The sequence below is a fragment of the Paracoccus alkenifer genome (genome assembly GCF_900108405.1).
GTDB lineage: Bacteria > Pseudomonadota > Alphaproteobacteria > Rhodobacterales > Rhodobacteraceae > Paracoccus > Paracoccus alkenifer.
In genome coordinates this window covers 618,092-638,862 of record NZ_FNXG01000002.1, presented here as the reverse complement: position 1 = coordinate 638,862, position 20,771 = coordinate 618,092, and the positions used below count along the sequence as shown (strand labels likewise).

Genomic DNA, 20,771 nt, shown 5'->3' with positions numbered 1-20,771 from the left:
TCCTCGGTTTGCCGAGAGACAGGTGGGCAGCGACGGGAACGGGCAAAGGGCAACCCGTAGGGTGCGTGGTTTCCACGCACCGTTATGCGGCTGAGTTACCCCTCAATCATCCATCTTCAACGCCGAAATAAACGCCGACTGCGGAATCTCCACTTTCCCGAACTGGCGCATCTTCTTTTTCCCGGCCTTTTGCTTCTCAAGCAACTTCTTTTTCCGCGTCGCGTCGCCGCCGTAGCATTTGGCGGTCACGTCTTTGCGCAAAGCCGCCAGGGTTTCGCGGGCGATCACTCTTCCGCCGATCGCCGCCTGGATCGGGATCTTGAACATGTGGCGGGGGATCAGGTCTTTCAGTTTCTCGACCATGGCGCGGCCGCGGGCCTCGGCGCGGTCGCGGTGGACCATGATCGACAGCGCGTCCACCGGCTCGTCATTGACCAGGATCGACATCTTGACCAGGTAATCCTCGCGGTATTCGCTGATCTGATAGTCGAAGGACGCATAGCCCTTGGTCACCGATTTCAGCCGGTCGTAGAAATCGAACACCACCTCGGCCAGCGGCAGGTCATAGATCACCATGGCCCGGTTGCCGGCATAGGTCAGGTCCAGCTGGATGCCGCGGCGGTCCTGACACAGTTTCAGCACATCGCCCAGATATTCGTCGGGCACCATGATCGTGGCCTTGATGCGCGGTTCTTCGATGCGGTCGACCAGCGTCAGGTCGGGCATGTCGGCGGGGTTGTGCAGGTCGCGCATCTCGCCGTCGCGCATGAACAGGTGGAACACGACCGAGGGCGCGGTGGTGATCAGGTCCAGGTCGTATTCGCGCTCCAGCCGGTCGCGGATCACCTCAAGATGCAGCAGCCCCAAGAAACCGCAGCGGAAACCGAAACCCAGCGCGGCCGAGGTCTCCATCTCGTAGCTGAAGCTGGCATCATTGAGGGCCAGTTTCTCGATCGCCTCGCGCAGATCCTCGAAGTCATTGGCGTCAACCGGGAACAGCCCGCAGAACACCACCGGCTGCGCGGGCTTGAAGCCGGGCAAGGGCGCGGCGGTGGGCTTGCGTTCATGGGTGATGGTGTCGCCGACGCGGGTGTCGCGCACCTGCTTGATCGAGGCGGTAAAGACGCCGATCTCGCCCGGGCCGAGTTCCTCGATGTCCTTCATCGCCGGGGTCAGCACCGCCAGCTTGTCCAGCCGGTAGCTGGCGCCGGTCTGCATCATGCGGACCTGATCGCCCTTGCGGATCACCCCGTCCATGACCCGGATCATCACCACCACGCCCAGATAGGGGTCGTACCAGCTATCGACCAGCATCGCCTTCAACGGGGCATCGCGGTCGCCCTTGGGGGCCGGCAGGCGGGTGACGATGGCCTCCAGCACGTCGGGGATGCCAAGCCCGGTCTTGGCGGAAATCTCGACCGCATCCTGGGCGTCGATGCCGATCACATCCTCGATCTGTTCCTTCACGCGGTCGGGTTCGGCCGCGGGCAGGTCGATCTTGTTCAGGACGGGGACGATTTCATGCCCGGCGTCGATGGCCTGATAGACGTTGGCCAGCGTCTGCGCCTCGACCCCTTGCGTCGCATCGACCACCAGCAGCGAACCCTCGACCGCGCGCATGGACCTGCTGACCTCATAGGCGAAATCGACGTGGCCGGGGGTGTCGATCAGATTCAGCACATAGGTCTGGCCGTCCTTGGCGGGATAGGTGATCCGCACCGTGTTGGCCTTGATGGTGATGCCGCGTTCGCGCTCGATATCCATGCTGTCGAGCATCTGCGCTTTCATGTCGCGTTCCGCGACCGTGCCGGTCATCTGGATCAGCCGGTCGGCCAGCGTGGATTTTCCGTGGTCGATATGGGCCACGATCGAGAAATTGCGGATGAGATCAAGCTGGGTCATGCGCCGCTATTACAGCGCCCTGCGGGTTGCGGAAAGGGGGTGCAAGCGCACCTAGCCGCGCCGCGCCAGCCGCAGCTCGCGCCACATGGCGAAACCACCGGAACCCACGATCAGCGCCGCCCCCGCCAGCGTCAGCGCATCGGGCCGTTCGCCGAACACCAACACCGCCACGATCAGCGCGAAGACCAGCCGCGTATAGCGCAGCGGCGCGACCAGCGAGGCCTCGCCCACCCGTGTCGCCACGATCATCATCGCATAGCCGGCAACGCCCACGGTGATGCAGGCGGCAAAACCCGCGGCCTCGACCAGGGTGGGCAGGCGCAGCGGCTCTCCGAGCAGCAGGGCCAGCGCCAGCCCGCCGGGAATCAGCGTGGCAAAGGCGCTGGCCGACAGCTGGTGGGACAGGATGTGGCGCGGCATCCGCCGCGTCGCCAGATCGCGCAGCGCCAGCCCCGCCACCCCGATCAGCGCCAGCACCGACCGCGGCTCGAACCCGCCGGTGCCGGGACGGATGATCAGCAGCACCCCGGCGAAACCGACCAGAATCGCGCTCCACCGCCGCCAGCCGACGCGTTCGCCCAGAAACAGCGCCCCGCCCATGACCAGCGCCAGCGGCAGCGCCTGCAAGATGGCCGAGGCCGAGGACAGCTCGGTCAGCGCCAAGGCCATGATGAACCCGGTCGAGCCGACAACCTCACCCAGATTGCGCAGCAGCACCGGCCGCAGCAGCAGGTCGCGGGTCCACAGCCGCCCCCCCTGCCGCGCCAGCAGCAGCCAGAACACCGCCATGCCCAACGCCCCCACGGTCATCACCACCTGCCCGGGGGCCAGCGTGACGGTCAGGGTCTTGACCAGCGCATCCTCGACCGCAAAAGCCGCCATCGAGGCCGTCATCAGCACCACGGCGTGGCGATTCCCGGCCGGGGGCTCGGGCAGGGACGGCGGGACACCGAACCCGGTTGCGGGGCGGGCATCCCCGGGCATGGCACCGGTTTTCATGGCACCCTCGTGATGGCGGATATGGCGGACATTCCCAAGCCAGTGCTAGACTGGCTGCGTTCCGTCAAGCTCCAAAGGCCATGCCATGAAATTCCACGTCCCCGACATGAGCTGCGGCCACTGCCGCGCCGCCATCGAACAGGCGGCAGTCGCTGCCGGAGGCTCGGCCACCGTCGATCTGGACAGCAAGACCGTGACGGTCGAGGGGCTGGACGCGGCCCGCGCGGCACAGGCCATCGCCGAGGCCGGATTCACCCCCTCGCCCGCCGACTGATTCCCGGTCGCGAATCGGCCCAGGCCGGGCGCGGGCGGGTGAACTGCCCGACCGAGCGGCCGTATCTGGTGGGCAGCGCCCTGCGACACCACCTCACGTTGTCAAGGGTCGGCTTTTGTTGCCCGACGGCCCCGGCGGTGCTATTTCGAAAGACAGCCGCCGCCGGCGGAAACAACGACTGCCGCAAGCGCAGCACCCGAGGACAGGAGATTCCCATGTTGAAGCCCGTCGTGGCCGCAGCCGCCATCCTGCTGACCACCCCCTTTGCCGTGGCCGGACCGATCGACAACGCCTGCGTCCGCTCGGACCGCGGTGCGCGCAACCCGGGGCTGTGCGGCTGCATCCAGCAGGTCGCGAACATGACGCTGTCGCGTGCCGACCAGCGCCGGGCGGCCGGGTTCTTTCAGAACGCCCAGCAGGCGCAGGATGTGCGGATGTCGAAAACCGCCGCCGACAACCAGTTCTGGGCGCGCTACAAGACCTTTGCCAGCAACGCCGAGCTTTACTGCGCGCGATGAGCCGCTGCCCTCGCATCGTCGTGCTGACCGGCGCGGGGCTTTCCGCCGAAAGCGGGCTGGCCACGTTTCGCGACGGGGGCGGGCTGTGGGAACGCCACCGGGTCGAGGACGTGGCGACGCCGCAGGCGTTCCGCCGCGACCCGACGCTGGTGCTGCGGTTTTACGACCAGCGCCGCGCCGGCGCGGCTGCCGCACGCCCCAACGCGGCGCATCAGGCGCTGGCAAGGCTCAGCCGGGCCGAGGGCGTCACCCTGATCACCCAGAACGTCGATTCGCTGCTGGAACAGGCCGGCGGGCATGACGTGATCCACATGCACGGGCGGCTGGACCAGGCGCTGTGCCCCGCCTGCAACCGGCGCTGGCCGGCGCCGCAGACCATGCCTCCGAACCTGCCCTGCCCCGATTGCGCCACCCCCGGCGCGCGCCCCGACATCGTGTGGTTCGGCGAGATGCCCTATCACATGGACCGCATCGAGCAGGCGCTCGACCGCGCCGACATCTTTGCGGCCATCGGAACCTCGGGCAATGTCTACCCGGCGGCGGGTTTCGTCGACGTGGCCCGCGACAACGGCGCCGAAACGGTCGAGATCAACCTCGCCGCCACCGCCCCCGGCCGCTTCGACCGGGTGATCGAAGGCCCGGCCACCAGCACCGTCCCCGCCTGGGTCGCCGATCTGCTGGACTGACCCGCGCCGTTCCGGCCCGCTTTTTCTTCTGTCTGGAAATATCCCGCGGGGGTCTGGGGGCGCGAAGCCCCCAGCGCCGCCGGATCATCACGAAAACCGCCGCAACCGCAGCGCGTTGGTCACCACGAACACCGAGGACAGCGCCATCGCCGCCGCCCCCAGCATCGGCGACAGCCGCGGCCCGCCAAAGGGGACCAGGACCCCCATCGCCACCGGAATCAGCGCCACGTTATAGGCGAACGCCCAGAACAGGTTCTGGCGGATATTGCGCATCACCGCCCGGCTCAGCCGGATGGCGCGGGGGACCGAGGCCGGATCACCCGAGGACAGCACCACCTCGGCCGCCTCGATCGCGACATCGGTGCCCGAACCGATGGCGATGCCGGTTTCGGCCGCGGCCAGCGCCGGGGCGTCGTTGATGCCGTCCCCGACAAAGACGCTGCCCTCGCCCATGGCGCGGATCGCGTCCAGCTTGCCCTCGGGCAGGACGCCGCCGGTGACGTGGTCCATCCCCAGTTTTGCGCCGACCGCATCCGCCGCCGCCTGCACGTCGCCGGAAATCAGCCGCGTCTGAATGCCAAGCCCGTGCAGCTCGGCAATCGCCGCGGCCGAGGTCTCGCGCAGCGGGTCGGCCATGGCCATCACCGCGACATGCGCGCCGTCCAGCGCCACATGCACCGGGGTCGCGGCCTCGGCCGACAGCGTATCAGCGCGGGCGATCAGCGCGGGCGCGGGGGTGATCCCGGCCTCGGACAGGGCGCGGGCGTTGCCGATCAGCACCGCGCGGCCCTCGACCGTCGCGGCCAGCCCGCGCCCGGCCGAGGCCGACACGCCGCTGGCCAAGGCAGGCACAATCCCGCGCGCCCGCGCCGCCTCGATCACCGCGGCGGCCAGCGGATGTTCAGACTGCGCCTCGGCGCCCGCGGCAAGCCGCAGCAGCTCGTCCTCGGGGACGCCATCCGCCACCTCAAGCGCGACCAGCGCCGGGCGGCCCATGGTCAGGGTGCCGGTCTTGTCAAAGCCGACCACCCGCGCGCCGGCCAGCCGCTGCAAGGCGTCGCCGCGGCGAAACAGGATGCCCAGCTCGGCCCCCCGCCCGGTCCCGACCATGATCGAGACCGGCACCGCCAGCCCCATCGCGCAGGGACAGGCGATGATCATGACCGAGATGCCCGACACCAGCGCCACCGCCAGCCCCGCCCCCAGCGCCAGCCAGATCGCAAAGCTCAGCACCGCCAGCGCAATCACCACCGGCACGAACACCCGCGTCACCCGGTCGACCAGCCCCTGCACCGGCAGCTTGGCGGCCTGCGCGTCCTCGACCATGCGCACGATCCGGGCCAGCGCGGTATCCGCGCCCGTGGCCGTCACCCGGTAAACCAGCGCCGAGGCTCCGTTCACCGTCCCCCCGGTCACCGCGTCGCCGGGGCGTTTGGTGACGGGCAGCGGCTCGCCGGTCAGCATGGATTCGTCGATCGCGCCCTCGCCCTCGACCAGCTCGCCGTCCACGGCGATCCGGCCGCCGGGCAAAAGCTGCACCAGATCGCCGGGGACCAGCTCGGCCACCGCGACCTCGACCGGCTCGCCCGCGCGGATCACCCTTGCGGTGGCGGGGGCGAGTTCGACCAGCCGCCGGATCGCCTGCCCCGCCCGGCCCCGCGCCCGCGCCTCAAGCCAGCGGCCCAGCAGGATCAGGGTGACGATGACGGCTGCGGCCTCGAAATACACATGCACGCCGCCCTCGGGCAGCACGCCGGGCGCGAAGGTGGCAACCGAGGAATACAGGAACGCCGCCCCCGCCCCCATCGCGACCAAGCTGTTCATCTCGGGCGCTGCGCGCAGCAGCGCCGGGATACCGATGGTGAAAAAGATCCGCCCCGGCCCGGCCAGCACCGCAAGCGTCAGCAGGAATTGCAGGATCCACAGCGGCTGCGTGCCGACCACCGACATCAGCCAGTGGTGGAACGGCGGATAGGCGTGGCCGCCCATCTCGGTGATGAACACCGGCAGGGTCAGCGCCGCCGACAGGATAAAGCGGCGGCGCATCACCGCGGCCTCATCCTCGGGCGGGGCGGTGGCGGGGGCGTCCTCGGGGACGCTGGCCTTGTAGCCCGCGCGCGTTACCGTGCCCGCCAGCGCCTGCGCGGATATCCCCGGCGCATGGGTGACGGTGACCGAGCGGGTGGCAAGGTTCGCCTCCGCCGCGGTGACGCCGGGCACCGCCAGCAGCGCGCGTTCCACCCGCCCGGTGCAGGAGGCGCAGGTCATGCCCTCGACCGACAGCCGCGTGCTGTCCAGCGCGGCGGGGTAGCCCGCGCGACCCACGGCCTCGATCGCGGGGGCAAGGGCGGCGGCGTCGTCAAGTTCCAGCCGGGCGCGGCGGGTGGCCAGGTTGACGCTGGCCGCGGCCACGCCGGGCACGGCGGCCAGCGCGCGCTCGGCCCGGCCGACGCAGGATGCGCAGCTCAGGCCATCAAGCTGAAGTTCGATCTGTCTGGGATGTTGCATGGGATACCTTTTCGATTCGCATGGGATTCAGCATCGAAAAGGCAGAACGGAGGCGCCTGCGGACGGCCCGGCGGCTCAGCCGCGGCCTGCGCCGGGCTGGGGGGCGGCATCCGGTCGTCCGGGCGCGGACGCAGCCGCGCCTGCGCCGTGACCCGCCGCCCGCGCTGATGGCAGCGACAACCGCGCCCGCCCTGCCCGCGGCACCGATGGGCGGGACGCGGGGCCGCACGGCGCGGGGCGCGGTCGGCAGAGGCAATCGGCCTGCGGGACTGGCAGCACATGGTCAGGGCTCCTTACGCCATCCCGATATGGGCGCGAAACCGCACCGGCGCAACCGTCACGCCGCTTTGAGTTGAAACCGCCGCGGCGGCGGGTTAGCGCTGGAAACCGGAAACCACGGGGGACAGGACACCGATGACCGGCCGCATGAACCGCCGCCAGATGATGATGCTGTCGCTGCCGATCCTGGCCGCGCCCTCGGCGCTGCTGGCGCAGGCCGCGACGCCGGCCGCAGCCACGCCGCGCCCCGCCTATGACCCCGCCCCGACCGAGGTCGCGATCCGCGACGGGTTCGAGGTCGGCTCGATCATCGTGGTGTCGGACAAGTATTATCTTTACCACGTCATCGCTCCGGGCCGCGCCGTGCGCTACGGCGTCGCCGTCGGCACCGCCGAGCTGGTCTGGAAAGGCCGCGCCGTGGTCGGGCGCAAGGTCGAATGGCCCAGCTGGACCCCCACCCAGGCGATGATCGAGCGCAAGCCCGAGCAATATGCCAAATATGCCAACGGGATGCCGGGCGGGCCGCAGAACCCGCTGGGCGCGCGGGCGCTGTATCTGCACACCCTGTCGGGGCAGGATACCGCCATCCGCATCCACGGCACCACCGAGCCGGGATCCATCGGGCGGGCGGTGTCGAACGGCTGTATCCGGATGCGCAACGAGGCGGTGATGGACCTGTTCGACAAGGTGCCGCTGGGCACCCCGGTCTACGTCTACTGAGCTTGCAGCCGGTCGAATTCCAGCTGAACGCGCTGACCGAACTGGCAGGCGCCGGGTTCGATGCGATCATCGACGCGCGCTCGCCCTCCGAGTTCGCCGAGGACCACCTGCCCGGCGCGATCAACCTGCCGGTGCTGGATGATGCGCAGCGCGCCGAGGTCGGCACCATCTATAAGCAGGTCTCGCCGTTTCAGGCCCGCAAGATCGGCGGCGCGCTGGCCGCGGCCAATGTCGCGGGCCATGTGGCGGGGCCGCTGGCGGGCCACGGCGGCGGCTGGCGGCCGCTGGTCTATTGCTGGCGCGGCGGGCAGCGTTCAGGCGCCTTCGCCACGATCCTGGCGCAGATCGGCTGGCGCACCTCGCGGCTGTCGGGCGGCTGGAAAAGCTGGCGCGCGCTGGTGCTGGATCAGGTCGAACGCCGCGGCCCGTCCGCGCCGGTGGTGGTGCTGGACGGCAATACCGGCGCCGCCAAGACCGAGATCCTGCATCTTCTGGCGAGCCGCGGCGTGCAGGTGATCGACCTTGAAGGGCTGGCCAACCACCGCGGCAGCCTGTTCGGCGCGCGCCCCGGCGGCCAGCCGGCGCAAAAGCTGTTCGAGACGCGGCTGGCGATGGCACTGGCGGCGCTGGACCCCGCGCGCCCGGTGGTGGTCGAGGGCGAAAGCTCGCGCATTGGCGGGCTGGCGCTGCCCCGCGCGATGTGGCGCGCGATCTGCGAGGCGCCGCGGCTGCGGCTGGCGGTGCCGGTTGCGGCCCGCGCCGCCTATACCGCCCGCGCCTATGCCGATGCGGTGTCCGAACCGGGCCGGGTCGCGGCCACCGTCGCCCGCCTGACCCCCCTGCACCCGGCCGCGCTGATCGAGGACTGGCACGCAATGGCGCAACGCGGCGAATGGGCGGCGCTGGCCGAGGGGCTGATGCGCCACCACTACGACCCTCGCTATGAAAGGCACCGCGCCCGCCACGGCGCGCTGGAATGCGCGGTGATCGAGGTCGCGCGGCTGGACGCGGCGGGGCTGGAGAATGCCGCCGCCCGTATCGAGGCGGCGCTGGCCGTGCTGGCTCGGCAGGGCCAGTAAAGGGCCAATAAAAGGAACGGCCGCGCAATCCGCGCGGCCGCAATTTGGGTATTTTCACCAGAAAGAAGCCCCGCGGCTCAATTTCCGTGGCTATGGTCGTCGTGACTGTGGTCGTCATGACTGTGGTCGTCGTGGTCGTGGTCGTCGTGGCCACCCGCGGGGGCAAAGTCATTGTCCACGCTGAGCGTCACCGGCACCGTGCCGCAGTCGCCGAAATCCAGCGTCAGCTCGAATTCGTCACCCTGCGCCATAGGGGCCTTGGTCGCCATGAACATCACGTGGTCCCCGCCCCGATCCAGCGCGTGGCTGGCGCCTGCGGGGATGGTGATGCTGTCGACCTCGACCATCGACATGACGCCGTTTTCCTCGACATGGGTGTGCAGTTCGGCGCGGTCGGTGATGTCGGGGGCGCTGGCGGCGCTCAGCACGCAATCTTTGCTGCCGTTGTTGGTGATGGTCATGAAGGCGGCTCCGACCTTGGGGTTGGTCGAGCGGGCATAGGCCTCGGACACGGTCGGCGCAGTGTCCTGCGCCAGAGCGGACATGGGCATAAGGGCCGCGAGCGCGGCGGCAAGCATGGTGGTGCGGTTCATCGGAATACTCTCGTGTTTTGATATGGGATCGTCTTAGCCAGAGCGCGGCGGCGGGGGGCCGCGGGCCTGGGGTGACGGACGATCCGCCATCGCGGGAACGAGGGTTGTTGCCGGCCATGCCCCCTGCCACCGGGCAACGGGGCGGTGGGGTGCGACCGGCGGCAGTTCGACCGCTGCCAGCAGCGCGGTCGCCATGTCCGGGCAGAAATGGGCGTGGCCGGGGCTGCCGTCGGGTGCCGTCACCACCACCACGGCGCTGCCGCTGCACAGCACGAGTTCCCCGCCCACCCGCAGCTGCCCGCGCGCCATTCCCAGCGCGACGCTGGTCAGCAGCATGAGCAGGACAAGACAGAGGCGCGGCAGCATGGTCATTGCCGGCAGTCTATGCCACCGCGGCGCGGCCGCCTAGGGGCGTCGATGCGGATGGGTAAAACGGCAAAGGCCCTGCCGCGAGGGCAGGGCCTTGCAGATATAGTGCCGGCGCGGGCGCCTTGCCACGCCATGCGATGCTCAGGCCTTGGCCAGCTCGCGCTTGATCTTGAGCGCGCGGGGCGACAGCTCGTCGTCCTTGGCCTTGGCGAGATAGGCATCCAGCCCGCCGCGGTGGTCGACCGAGCGCAGCGCCGCCGCCGAGATGCGCAGCGAATAGGACTGCCCCAGCTTGTCCGACATCAGCGTGACGTCGTTGAGGTTCGGCAGGAACCGGCGGCGGTTCTTGTTGTTGGCATGGCTGATGGTGTTGCCGGACATCGGCCCCTTGCCGGTCAGTTCGCAGACGCGCGACATGATCTTGATCCTTCGTTGCAGCGACCGGCCCCGCTGCGGCCGGTGCCGGAAATTGAAAGGGCGCTTGCCAAGGCAGCGCCCGGAAATCCGTTGTGCGTGGATAGGGTCGCCCGCGCCCAGCGTCAACCCCGAATCGATGCGCACCCCGGCAAATGGCCGCGAACGCTTGGCAACGGCGCCCCGGACCAATACCACATCCGCAACCGTCAGCCAGAGGGATCGCCGATGTCCGACATTCATGCCCCCGCCCGGGATCTGGCCGCCGCCGTGGCCGCGGGCGAACGCCGCGCGCTGGCACGTGCGATCACGCTGATCGAAAGCACCCGCGCCGATCACCGCGAACAGGCGGTGGCGCTGCTGGCCGCCCTGCCCCGGCGGCAGGCGCTGCGCATCGGGCTGTCGGGCACGCCGGGGGTCGGCAAATCCACCTTTATCGAGGCGTTCGGGCTGATGCTGACCGGGCTTGGCCTGCGGGTGGCGGTGCTGGCGGTCGATCCGTCCTCGGCGCGCTCGGGCGGCTCGATCCTGGGCGACAAGACGCGGATGGAACAGCTGTCGCGCGACCCCAACGCCTATATCCGCCCGTCGCCCTCGCGCGCAGAGCTTGGCGGCGTCGCCCGCCGCACCCGCGAAACCGCGCGGCTGTGCGAGGCCGCGGGCTTTGACGTGGTGCTGATCGAGACGGTGGGCGTCGGGCAAAGCGAAACCCTTGTGGCCGAGATGAGCGATCTGTTCATCCTGCTGCTGGCCCCCGCGGGCGGCGATGAATTGCAGGGCGTCAAGCGCGGGATCATGGAAATGGCCGACCTGATTCTGGTCAACAAGGCGGATGGAGAGCTCAAGGCCACCGCCACCCGCACCGTCTCGGACTACGCGGGCGCGCTGCGACTGCTGCGCAAGCGTCCCCAAGACCCCGAGGGTTTCCCCAAGGCGCTGCCGGTGTCCGCCGTCGAGGGCGACGGGCTGGCGCGCGCCTGGGACGAGATGCAGGCGCTGGCCCAATGGCGGCGCGAGACCGGTAATTTCGACCGCAACCGCGCCGAACAGGCGCAAAGCTGGTTCCTGTCCGAAGTCCGCGCCGGCCTGCTTGCCCGGCTGGAACGCGAACCCGCCGCCTCGCGCCTGTCCGCGCTTGGCGCGCAGGTCGCCGCCGGCCGGGCCGACCCGGTGGCGGCCGCGGCGGAAATGCTCGAATCGCTCGGTTGACCGCGCCCCGGTCTTTGGTGCCCAAATATCCCGGGGGATCGTCGTATACGACGATGGGGCTGGCCCCTGCCCTGACCGCCCGGAAATAAACGCCCGATCCGCGGCTGCGCGCCGGCACGAATCGGCTAAGCTAAGCGCATGGACAGCCTGCCCCTTACCCCCGATTCCGCCGCGCTTTACGATGCGCTGATCCGCCGCGATCCGGCCTATGAGGGCCGCGCCTGGGTCGGCGTCGCCACCACCGGCATCTTTTGCCGCCTGACCTGCCCCGCGCGCAAACCCCGGCCGGAAAACTGCCGCTGGTTCGCCAGCCCGGCCGAGGCGCTTGCGGCGGGGTTCCGCCCCTGCCGCCGCTGCCACCCTCTGGGGCTAGAGGCCGAGGGCGACCCGGTGCTGCGCCGGATGCTCGACGCGCTGAACGCCGAGCCGGGGCGGCGCTGGACCGAGGCCGGGGTGGCCGCGCTGGGGCTGGACCCCTCGACCGTGCGGCGCGCCTTCAAGCGTCATTACGGGATGAGCTTTCTGGAGCTCGCCCGGCAGATGCGGCTGCGCAAGGGCGCGCGGGCGCTGGCCGGGGGCGCGCCGGTGATCGCGGCGCAGCTGGACGCGGGGTTCGACAGCGCCAGCGGTTTTCGCGAGGCTTTCGCGCGGCTGTTCGGCCATCCACCGGCGGCGATGGTGCAGGGTGCGGGGGGGCTGGTCGCGGAATGGCTGGACACGCCGCTGGGAGGAATGATCGCGGTGGCGGACGACCGCAGCCTGCATCTGCTGGAATTCACCGACCGCAAGGCGCTGGCGGCCGAATTGCAGCGGCTGTCCAAGGCGGCGGGCGGCCGGATCGGGCTGGGCCGCACCAGCATCACCGACGGGGCCGAGGCGCAGTTGCAGCGCTATTTCGTCGGCGAAAGCGGGGATTTCGATGTCCCGCTGACGCTTTACGGCACCCCGTTCCTGCGCGAGGTCTGGGAAGAGCTGCGCCGCATCCCCCCCGGCGCGACCGTCAGCTATGGCGAGCTTGCGGCCCGGATCGGACGGCCCAGCGCGGTGCGGGCGGTGGCCCGCGCGGTGGGGTCCAACCAGCTTGCCGTCGTGGTCCCCTGTCACCGGGTGATCGGCGCCGACGGCAGCCTGACCGGCTATGCCGGCGGGCTGTGGCGCAAACAGGCGCTGATCGCGATCGAGCGCAAGCTGGCGGCGGGCTGACGGCGGCAGGCTGGCGGCGGCGCGGCCGGACCGGGGGTTTTCCACCCCCATCGTCGTATACGACGATCCCGGAGGATATTTCGGGCAAGATGAAAACCTGGTGACTGCTCTTGCGCTGCTGCGGGATGCAGGCAAGCTCCGGGATAACTTGCCCGGAGAGTCGATGGACCGTCGCGCCGCCTTGCTTGGTCTTGCCTGCCTGGTCCTGCCCGCAGTGGCGGCGGCGGTGCCGCGCGGGCTGGCGCTGCTGTTGGTGGAATCGCCGGGCTGTCCGTTCTGCGCGGCGTTTCGGCGCGAGGTTCTGCCCGGGTATTCCGCACGGGCCGAGGGGCGGGCGGCGCCGGTCGTGCCGGTGCCGCTGGACGGGCCCTGGCCCGACGGGCTGGCGCTGGCGGGCGCGCCTTATGCAACGCCCACCTTCATCCTGCTGCGCGACCGGGTCGAGATAGGCCGCTTTCAGGGTTATGAATCCTCTGCGTGGTTCTGGCGCGAACTGGGGGCACTGCTGGCCGACGCCGGTTGAGCGGCGGGGCTTTTGTCATGCGGCAGGCTGGGTTAAGGGGGACATCACCCCTTGGGCGACACGGCGAAAGGATCCCTTCTCATGCACGACATCCGCGTGATCCGCGACGACCCGGCCGCGTTCGATGCCGCGCTTTCCCGGCGCGGGCTGGCGCCGCTGTCGCCTGAAATCCTGGCGCTGGACGCCGAGCGCCGCGCCCGCATCAATGCCGCCGAGACCGCACAGGCCGAACAGAACCGCGCCAGCAAGGACGTAGGCGCCGCCAAGGCGCGCGGCGACGAGGCGGCGTTCGAGGATCTGCGCGCGCTGGTCGCCGCGAAAAAGGCCGAGGTCGCCGCCATGCAGGCCGAGGCCGCGGCGCTGGACGCGCGGCTGCGCGACCTGCTGATGACCATCCCCAACCTGCCGCTGGACAGCGTGCCCGAGGGTGCGGACGAAAACGACAATGTGGAAATCCGCCGCTGGGGCGAGCCGCGCGCGCTGGATTTCGCCCCGGCCGAGCATTTCGAGATCGCGGGCGTCCGTCCGGGCATGGACTTCGCCACCGCCGCCAAGCTGTCGGGGGCGCGTTTCGTCATGCTGACCGGGGCGGTGGCGCGCATCCACCGGGCGCTGGCGCAGTTCATGCTGGACCTGCATGTCGACCGCCACGGGCTGACCGAGGTCTGGGCGCCGGTGCTGGTCCTGTCCGAGATGATGGAGGGCACCGGCCAGCTGCCCAAGTTCGGCGAGGACTCCTATCAGACCCGCGAGGGCTGGTGGCTGATCCCCACCGCCGAGGTCACGCTGACCAACACGGTCCACGGCGATCTGGTCGGCCATGCCACCCTGCCCCGCCGCATGGTGGCGCATTCGCAGTGTTTCCGCTCCGAGGCCGGATCGGCCGGGCGCGACACCACCGGGATGCTGCGCCAGCACCAGTTCGAAAAGGTCGAGATGGTGTCGATCACCGACGCCGAATCGGGGCTGCCCGAGCACGAGGCGATGACCCGGCGCGCCGAGGCCGTGCTCGAGGCGCTGGGGCTGCCCTATCGCACCATCGTGCTGTGCACCGGCGACATGGGTTTCGGCGCCCGCATCACCCATGATCTTGAGGTGTGGCTGCCCGGCCAGAACCGCTATCGCGAGATCTCCAGCGTCAGCTATTGCGGCGATTTCCAGGCGCGGCGGATGAACGCGCGCTATCGCCCCGCGGGGGGCGGCAGGCCCGAGTTCGTGCATACGCTGAACGGATCGGGGCTGGCGGTGGGGCGCACGCTGATTGCGGTGCTGGAAAACGGTCAGCAGGCGGATGGCTCGGTCGAGTTGCCGGTGGTGCTGCGCCCCTATCTGGGCGGCGCCACGCGGCTGACGGCCGAGGGCGGGCTTGCCTGAGCGCCCGAAATCGCCCGGTTCCGGATTTGCGATGGACCCAGCCCGGCGCGGGGGCGTTTCTCTGCCATGAGCCGAAGCTTGCGGATAGTGATCGAGGTGTTCACGGCGGGATCCTTTGCGATCTCGGCCCTGCTGACCGCGTTGCGCACGCTGACCGATTGGGCGCCCCTCCGCTCGTCCCCGCTGTCCTTTGAACGCACGCTGGCGGGGCGGATGTCGCTGAGCGGCGGCCCGGGCGAGCTGTCGCTGCTGGGGCTGGTGGCGCAGCCGGGTTCGGCGATCATGTGGCTGCTGCTGGCGGCGGTTCTGGTGGCGGCGGTGCTGCACATGGCCGCGCGCGGGCGGGCGCGTTTCGCGCCGCCGCTGCCGCTGGCGATCAGCGCGGGGCTGGCGCTGGCGGCGCTGTGGCCCTGGGTGATCGGCCCTGTGCCGCTGGTCGGGCTGGCGCTGGCCGCAGCGGCCTGCGCGGCGCTGGCGCTGGGAATCGCGCAGCTGACCGAAGCCCCGGTCACGACCGAGGCCGAGCGTCGCGCGGACGGGATCGGCGGCACCGGCGTTTGGCCGCTGGCCTTTGTCGCCGGCTGGGTGGTGATGTCGGCGGCCAACGCGCTGGGGCTGGTGCTGTTCGATTTCGGGTTGGGGCTGGAACGCTCGATCCTGCTGGGGCTGCTGGTGGCGGCGCTGGCCGCGGTGTGGGTGCAGCTGCGCCTGCAACCGCTGGTGACGTTTTCGGTGGCGGCGATCTGGGCGATGATCGGCGTCGCGGCCGTCACCGCCGGCACCAGCATCACCATCGCCACCGCCTGCGTGCTGGGAATTTCCGCGCTGGCCGTCGTCGTGGTGCGCATGACCACCTGAGCGCGCCCGCACCCTGTTCCCTGCGGGCGCGACCGGGGCACGACCGGGGCACGACCGAGGATTGACCGTCGCCCCCCCGGGGATTCCTGATAGGATCAGGCCGAGCAACCTTTATCGGCGAAAGAACAGCCATGCCCGTTGACATGCGTGCGCCCGATCAGGCCGGAATCCAGTCCGACAGCGACCGGCAGCACGCCTTTCTGCTGCGGCTTGGCGATGCACATGCGTCGCTGCACGAGCCGGCGGCGATCATGCAGACCAGCGCCCGGCTGCTGTGCGAATATCTGGACACCGACCGGACGCTGTATCTGGGGATCGAGGATATCGACGGCGAGCGGCAATGCCATGTCCGCGGGCAATACAACCGCCGGCTGCCGCCGCTGGCCGGCCGTTTCGACGACGACGCAAGCAGCCTTGGCTGGGTCTCCGGCCAGCTGCGGCTGGGGCAGCCGGTCGTGGTCTCTGACGCCGCGCGCGATCCCCGGCTGGAACCCGAGGTGCGGCGCGCGTGGCTGGCCACGGGCGTGCTGGCCATCGTCGCCGTGCCGCTGCTGCGCAACGGGCGCGAGGTGGTGCATTTCGGTTGCCACCACCAGTCCCCGCGCGACTGGTCCGCCGCGGATGTCGCCCTGATCGCCGAAGTCGCCGAACGCACCCGCGCCGCGGTCGAACGCGCGCTGGCCGAAACCGCCCTGCGCGCGAGCGAGGCGAAATACCGCGCCATCGTCGATTCCATCAACGAAGGCATCGCCCTGATCGAGGCTGTGGGCGACGCCTCGGACCCGGTATCGCAGCTGGTGTTTCGCGAGGTGAACCCCGCCTTTGCCGCCCATCTGGGCGAGCGCCGGATCGTGGGGCGCAGCGTGGCCGAGGTGATGCCTTGCCTTGCCGCGCCCTGCATCAACGCGCTGTCGCGGATCCGCCGCAGCGGCGTGCCCGTGCGCGCCGACGCGCCGCTTGCCGTGGGCGAGCGCTGGTTCGAGCTGCGTTTCGCCCCGGTCGGCGCCCGCGATTCGGGCTGGATCACCATGGTATGGAGCGACATCACCGAACGCCGCCAGGCCGAATATGAATTGCGCCAGCGCGAGCAGCGGCATGAATTCCTGTTGCGGCTGACCGATGCGCTGCGCCCGGTGTCGGACCCTCAGACGATGCAAGCGCTGGCGATGCGGGTCCTGGCGCAGCATCTGGGCGTCAGCCGCGCCGAATATTTCGACATCGACGCGACCAGCGGCACCGCCACCCTGCGGCACGATCACCCCTTCACGCCACAGGCAGGGGGGTGCAGCTTTTCGCTCAGCGATTTTGGCGCCGGGCCGCGCGCGGCCTATGCGGCCGGGAAAACCTATGTCCGCACCGATACCGCCGCGCCGGACCCGGACCCGGAGCCGGAGCCAGAGCCGGAGCCGGACAATGCGGGGCCGCAGGGGGCGGCGGCGATCCCGATGCGCGCGATGGTGGGGGCGCCGATCCTCAAGGACGGCATCTTCCGCGCGGTGCTGACCGTGGCCGATGCAAACCCGCGCGAATGGTCGCCGGTCGAGGTGGCGCTGGTCGAGGAAACCGCCGAGCGGGTCTGGACCGCGGTGCGCCGCGCCCAGGCCGAACAGGCGCAGCACAGCAGCGAGCTGCGCTATCGCTCGCTGTTCGACCGCATCGACGAAGGCGTGGCGATCTGCGCGGCGCTGCGCGACGGCGACACGAAAGGCGGGGCGACAGGCCGGGTGGTGGACGCGCGCTATCTGGAACTGAACCCCGCCTATGAACGCCAGACCGGGCTGGACCGCAGCCGCGCGCTCGGCACGCTGGCCAGCGCCGTGTTCCCGCTGCACCACCCAAGCCTGATGGGCATCGTCGACCGCGTGCTGCGCACCGGGCGGGCCGAGCGGGTGGAACATCTCGTCCCCGATCTGAACCGCTGGTTTTCGCTGCGGGTCGCCCCGTTCGGCGATGCCGACGGGTTTTCGGTATTTTACGCCGACATCACCGAGACCCGCAACGCCGCCGAGGCGCTGCGCGACCGCGAGCAGCGGCTGCGCAGCTTTGGCGAGGCATCCTCGGATGCGCTGTGGGTGCGCAATGCCGCAACGATGGCGCTGGAATACCTCAGCCCCGCGTCCGAGCGGGTGTTCGGGGTGCAGCGCGGCTGGTCCGACCACGGCGACGGCTTGCAGGACTGGCTGGATCTGATCCTGCCCGAGGACCGCCCGGCGGCCCGGCTGGCGCTGGAACGGATGCAGCAGGGCGAACGCCAGTCCATCGACCTGTGCATCCGCCGCCCCTCGGACGGCGAGCTGCGCCTGCTGCGCAACACCGGCTTTCCGATCCGCGACCCGATGGGCCGTGTCACCCGCATCGGGGGCGTCAGCCGCGACATCACCGAGGAACAGCAGACCGCCCGCCGGATGGAGGTAATGGTCGCCGAGTTGCAGCACCGCACCCGCAACCTGCTGGGGGTGGTGCGATCGGTCGCCGACCGGACGCTGGCGGGCAGCCGCTCGCTGGATGAATTCAGCTATCGTTTCCGCGACCGGCTGGGGGCGCTGGCGCGGGTCAACCGGCTGTTGTCGCGGCTGTCGGACGGCGACCGGATCACCTTTGACGAATTGCTGCGGGTCGAGCTGGCGGCGCACGGCGTCTCGAACGGTTCGGATTACGGGGGGCGGCTGCTGCTGCGCGGCCCGAACGGGATCCGGCTGCGGTCCTCGATGGTGCAGCCGCTGGCGCTGGGGCTGCACGAGCTGGCGACCAATGCGCTGAAATACGGGGCGCTGTCGCAGCCCGAGGGGCGGCTGCGGGTCGAATGGTGGCTGGAAAACCAGCCCGGAGACGCTGGCGCCCGCGGGGATGGCGGGGATGACCCGGATGGCGGCGGGTGTGGCGGCGTGAGTAGCGGGGGCGAACGCCTGTTGCGGGTCGAATGGCGTGAAAGCGGGGTCAAGGTGGCGCGGCCGGACCAGGGGCCGGGACCGCGCCCGCCCAGCGGCTCGGGGCGCGAACTGATCGAACGGGCGCTGCCCTATCAGTTGAAGGCCGAAACCAGCTATGAGCTGACCCCGGACGGGGTGCATTGCACCATCACCCTGCCGATTCCATCCTTGGTCGCGGGGTCCGGCAGCGGCCTGATGGGCATCATGGGCGTGATGGGGTGACTGCCCCCACCGGGCCGCCGTGCCCCGGTCGCCTATTCGATGCGCGGGGCCTTGACCTTGGGCTGGCCGGGAAATCCCGTGCCGTTGGCCCCGTTTGCCTTGGGCTTGCTTGCCTTGGAATTTCGGCCGCGGTGCCGGCACAGCTCGGCGATGGCATCGAGCAGTTGGGAAATCTCGAACGGCTTTTGAAAGATCGGCGCGGCCCGCCAGTCGGCCGGCAGCATGTCGCGGTCATAGCCGGTGGCCAGCACATAGGGGATCGCCCGCAGCGACAGCGCCGCGATCACCGGAGTGACCGCCGATCCGCGCAGGTTGGTGTCCAGGATCGCCACATCCACTTGCACCCCCCGCTCAAGCGCGGACAGCGCCGCCTCGACCGTGGCAAAGGGGCCGACCAGACGCGCCCCCGCGCGGCCAAGCGCCGAGGCAAGGTCGTCGGCCTGGAAAAATTCATCCTCGACCACCATGACCGCGCAATCCTGCAAGCCGTTTTCCCCTGCGCTGTTCATCCCGGCTGGCCCTCAATCACAATTGCCGTTCCACGATAGCATGGCCCGCCACCCTGGGGACAGAGAATGCCCGCGGCAAAAAGCCCGCCTAGCCCCGCGGCGCGCGGATGGTGTCGCCGGGCAGAAAGGTCGGGGCAAGCGCGACGACGCCGCTATCGGGCCGCGGATCCTTGCCGGCCACGATGCGCGCGGCGCGCCGCCCGATATCCAGTCGCCGCGCATCGGTGGTGGCCAGACGCATCGGCAGCCCGTCCAGCAGATCGACCCCGTTGAACCCCGCAAGCCCCAGCCGCCCCGGAATGTCGATGCCGCGCCCCAGCGCCCAAAGCAGCCCCCCTGCCCCGATCAGGTCATTGGAATAATAGAGGAAATCCAGATCCGGCTCGCGCGCGAGGATCCGCTCGGTCAGCTCGCGCCCCTTGGCCAGCGACGAGCCGCCCTGATAGAATTCGCGCGCAACCAGCGCCAGCCCGGCCCGCGCCAGCGCGCGCTCGAACCCGTCCAGCCGCTTGCGGGCGCGGTGGTCCTCGGGCATGTGGGTGCCGATAAAGCCGATGCGGCGATAGCCCGCGCCCAGGATCTGCGCGGCCATTTCCTCGCCCGCGCGCTCGTGGCTGATGCCCACGGCGCAGTCGATGGGGGGGCCGTCGATGTCCATGATCTCGACCACCGGCACCCCGGCATTGCCCAGCATCGCGCGCGAGGCGCGGCTGTGTTCCAGCCCGGCTAGGATCACCCCCGAGGGCCGCCAGCTGAGCATGTCGTAAAGCACCGCTTCCTCGCGCGCGGGGCCATAGTTGGTGACCCCGATCACCGGTTGCAGCCCGGTGTCGTCCAGCTCGGCCGAGATCCCGCCCAGCACCTCGGGAAACACCAGATTCGACAGCGACGGGATCACCACCGCCACCAGATTGACCCGCTGGCTGGCCAGCCCGCCGGCGATCTTGTTGGGCACATAGCCCAGCGTCCGCGCCGCAGTCAGCACCTTTTCGCGCGTCGCGGGCGACACGTCGCCACGGTTGCGCAGCACCCGGCTGACGGTCATTTCGCTGACCCCCGAGGCCAGCGACACGTCGCGAAGCGTCAGCGGACGGCGGCGGGGTTCGGGGTTCATGCGGAAATCACCGGAATGCCTGTCAGGAATGACTTGGTGTTAGCGCAGGACAGCACATGGACGCAACCTTGCACCACCCCCGCCGCCCATGCAAAAAGACCGCAGGCGGCCCCGTGGCTCAACTGGATAGAGCAGCCCCCTCCTAAGGGGCAGGTTACAGGTTCGAATCCTGTCGGGGTCACCAGAATTTCCGGTCTTTGGCGATGGCCCTGACCCCGGCGACGGGGGCAGCGGATCACGCGGGTAGCCGGCCCGTGCGGAAATAAAATCCGGGCGCCGGGGGGCGTAACCGGCGCAACCAGAGGCGGGCACGCCGCATCCCCGGATTCGGCGCCGGTCCCGCTCAACCCTTGCGATTCCGGGCGCAAAGCGATGCGGGCGCGAATTTCTTGACAACACCCTGTCTGCGGGTGATTTTTTTCCGCGGGGTTTGCAATCCTGAGGTTAATTGCCGTCGCTTGAAATACCCGAGTTTCAGCCACCGGGGC

19 protein-coding genes and 1 tRNA gene are annotated in these 20,771 nt (G+C 69.9%); 12 read left to right on the top strand and 8 right to left on the bottom strand.

The features are described from left to right. Positions 1 to 102: 102 nt before the first annotated feature. Both lepA and BLW83_RS07245 read right to left on the bottom strand, forming a co-directional pair. Positions 103 to 1,902 carry a translation elongation factor 4 gene (gene lepA, locus BLW83_RS07250; protein ID WP_090847037.1) on the bottom strand — a complete coding sequence of 600 codons (1,800 nt, stop codon included), beginning with the start codon at positions 1,900 to 1,902 and terminating at the stop codon, positions 103 to 105. 51 nt (positions 1,903 to 1,953) lie between these two features. Continuing rightward, positions 1,954 to 2,901 (bottom strand): DMT family transporter, encoded by a 948-nt coding sequence (locus tag BLW83_RS07245; protein ID WP_245728667.1) that lies wholly within the window; start codon positions 2,899 to 2,901, stop codon positions 1,954 to 1,956. Between the two features lie 85 nt (positions 2,902 to 2,986). Between BLW83_RS07245 and BLW83_RS07240 the strand changes: the two genes are divergently transcribed. From BLW83_RS07240 to BLW83_RS07230, 3 genes are all read left to right on the top strand, one after another. Then, positions 2,987 to 3,175 carry a cation transporter gene (locus tag BLW83_RS07240; RefSeq protein WP_090847034.1) on the top strand — a complete coding sequence of 63 codons (189 nt, stop codon included), beginning with the start codon at positions 2,987 to 2,989 and terminating at the stop codon, positions 3,173 to 3,175. A gap of 215 nt (positions 3,176 to 3,390) precedes the next feature. Continuing rightward, positions 3,391 to 3,693: a hypothetical protein gene (locus tag BLW83_RS07235; protein ID WP_090847032.1), complete on the top strand. Its 303-nt coding sequence runs from the start codon at positions 3,391 to 3,393 to the stop codon at positions 3,691 to 3,693. Further along, entirely contained in the window at positions 3,690 to 4,379 is a 690-nt protein-coding gene (locus BLW83_RS07230) for an NAD-dependent deacylase (RefSeq protein WP_090847030.1), read from the top strand. Before BLW83_RS07235 ends, BLW83_RS07230 begins: the two co-directional genes overlap by 4 nt. Before the next feature lie 87 nt (positions 4,380 to 4,466). On the opposite strand, the gene BLW83_RS07225 is transcribed toward BLW83_RS07230, so the two are convergent. Beyond that, positions 4,467 to 6,887, bottom strand: a complete 2,421-nt coding sequence (locus BLW83_RS07225) for a heavy metal translocating P-type ATPase (protein ID WP_090847028.1) — start codon at positions 6,885 to 6,887, stop codon at positions 4,467 to 4,469. A 426-nt stretch (positions 6,888 to 7,313) separates the two neighbouring features. Between BLW83_RS07225 and BLW83_RS07220 the strand changes: the two genes are divergently transcribed. Both BLW83_RS07220 and mnmH read left to right on the top strand, forming a co-directional pair. Further along, a complete protein-coding gene (locus tag BLW83_RS07220; protein ID WP_090847569.1) occupies positions 7,314 to 7,886 on the top strand; it encodes a L,D-transpeptidase in 573 nt (190 codons plus the stop codon). A 2-nt stretch (positions 7,887 to 7,888) separates the two neighbouring features. Beyond that, entirely contained in the window at positions 7,889 to 8,965 is a 1,077-nt protein-coding gene (gene mnmH, locus BLW83_RS07215) for a tRNA 2-selenouridine(34) synthase MnmH (RefSeq protein WP_090847026.1), read from the top strand. A 77-nt stretch (positions 8,966 to 9,042) separates the two neighbouring features. Here mnmH and BLW83_RS07210 read toward each other — a convergent pair whose 3' ends face one another. The 3 genes from BLW83_RS07210 to rpmB form a co-directional block, all read right to left on the bottom strand. Then, positions 9,043 to 9,558, bottom strand: a complete 516-nt coding sequence (locus tag BLW83_RS07210; RefSeq protein ID WP_245728665.1) for a copper chaperone PCu(A)C — start codon at positions 9,556 to 9,558, stop codon at positions 9,043 to 9,045. 33 nt (positions 9,559 to 9,591) lie between these two features. After that, a complete protein-coding gene (locus BLW83_RS07205) occupies positions 9,592 to 9,894 on the bottom strand; it encodes a hypothetical protein (RefSeq protein ID WP_143042771.1) in 303 nt (100 codons plus the stop codon). A gap of 174 nt (positions 9,895 to 10,068) precedes the next feature. Then, complete coding sequence (rpmB, locus tag BLW83_RS07200; protein ID WP_090847565.1) at positions 10,069 to 10,344, bottom strand: 50S ribosomal protein L28; 276 nt, start codon at positions 10,342 to 10,344, stop codon at positions 10,069 to 10,071. A gap of 225 nt (positions 10,345 to 10,569) precedes the next feature. Here rpmB and meaB point away from each other — a divergent pair, with 225 nt between their 5' ends. The 6 genes from meaB (at position 10,570) to BLW83_RS07170 (ending at position 18,660) form a co-directional block, all read left to right on the top strand. Beyond that, on the top strand, positions 10,570 to 11,550 hold the full coding sequence (gene meaB, locus BLW83_RS07195; RefSeq protein ID WP_090847024.1) for a methylmalonyl Co-A mutase-associated GTPase MeaB: 981 nt from the start codon (positions 10,570 to 10,572) through the stop codon (positions 11,548 to 11,550). 138 nt (positions 11,551 to 11,688) lie between these two features. Beyond that, positions 11,689 to 12,753, top strand: coding sequence for a bifunctional transcriptional activator/DNA repair enzyme AdaA (locus BLW83_RS07190; RefSeq protein ID WP_090847022.1), 1,065 nt, complete (start codon positions 11,689 to 11,691; stop codon positions 12,751 to 12,753). A gap of 163 nt (positions 12,754 to 12,916) precedes the next feature. Continuing rightward, positions 12,917 to 13,276, top strand: a complete 360-nt coding sequence (locus BLW83_RS15690; RefSeq protein ID WP_090847020.1) for a thioredoxin domain-containing protein — start codon at positions 12,917 to 12,919, stop codon at positions 13,274 to 13,276. A gap of 81 nt (positions 13,277 to 13,357) precedes the next feature. Continuing rightward, the gene (gene serS / locus BLW83_RS07180) at positions 13,358 to 14,650 is read left to right on the top strand and encodes a serine--tRNA ligase (RefSeq protein WP_090847018.1); all 1,293 of its coding nucleotides are present in this window, start codon (positions 13,358 to 13,360) and stop codon (positions 14,648 to 14,650) included. A 66-nt stretch (positions 14,651 to 14,716) separates the two neighbouring features. After that, entirely contained in the window at positions 14,717 to 15,508 is a 792-nt protein-coding gene (locus BLW83_RS07175) for a hypothetical protein (protein WP_143042767.1), read from the top strand. Between the two features lie 143 nt (positions 15,509 to 15,651). Next, positions 15,652 to 18,660, top strand: coding sequence for a PAS domain-containing protein (locus BLW83_RS07170; RefSeq protein WP_177172509.1), 3,009 nt, complete (start codon positions 15,652 to 15,654; stop codon positions 18,658 to 18,660). Positions 18,661 to 18,692: 32 nt separating this feature from the next. On the opposite strand, the gene BLW83_RS07165 is transcribed toward BLW83_RS07170, so the two are convergent. Together BLW83_RS07165 and BLW83_RS07160 are read right to left on the bottom strand one after the other, a co-directional pair. After that, a complete protein-coding gene (locus tag BLW83_RS07165; protein WP_090847011.1) occupies positions 18,693 to 19,169 on the bottom strand; it encodes a response regulator in 477 nt (158 codons plus the stop codon). An 88-nt stretch (positions 19,170 to 19,257) separates the two neighbouring features. Beyond that, on the bottom strand, positions 19,258 to 20,283 hold the full coding sequence (locus tag BLW83_RS07160; RefSeq protein ID WP_090847009.1) for a LacI family DNA-binding transcriptional regulator: 1,026 nt from the start codon (positions 20,281 to 20,283) through the stop codon (positions 19,258 to 19,260). Positions 20,284 to 20,390: 107 nt separating this feature from the next. On the opposite strand from BLW83_RS07160, the gene BLW83_RS07155 reads away from it, so the two are divergent. Then, positions 20,391 to 20,467 (top strand) — tRNA-Arg (locus tag BLW83_RS07155). Positions 20,468 to 20,771: the final 304 nt, after the last annotated feature.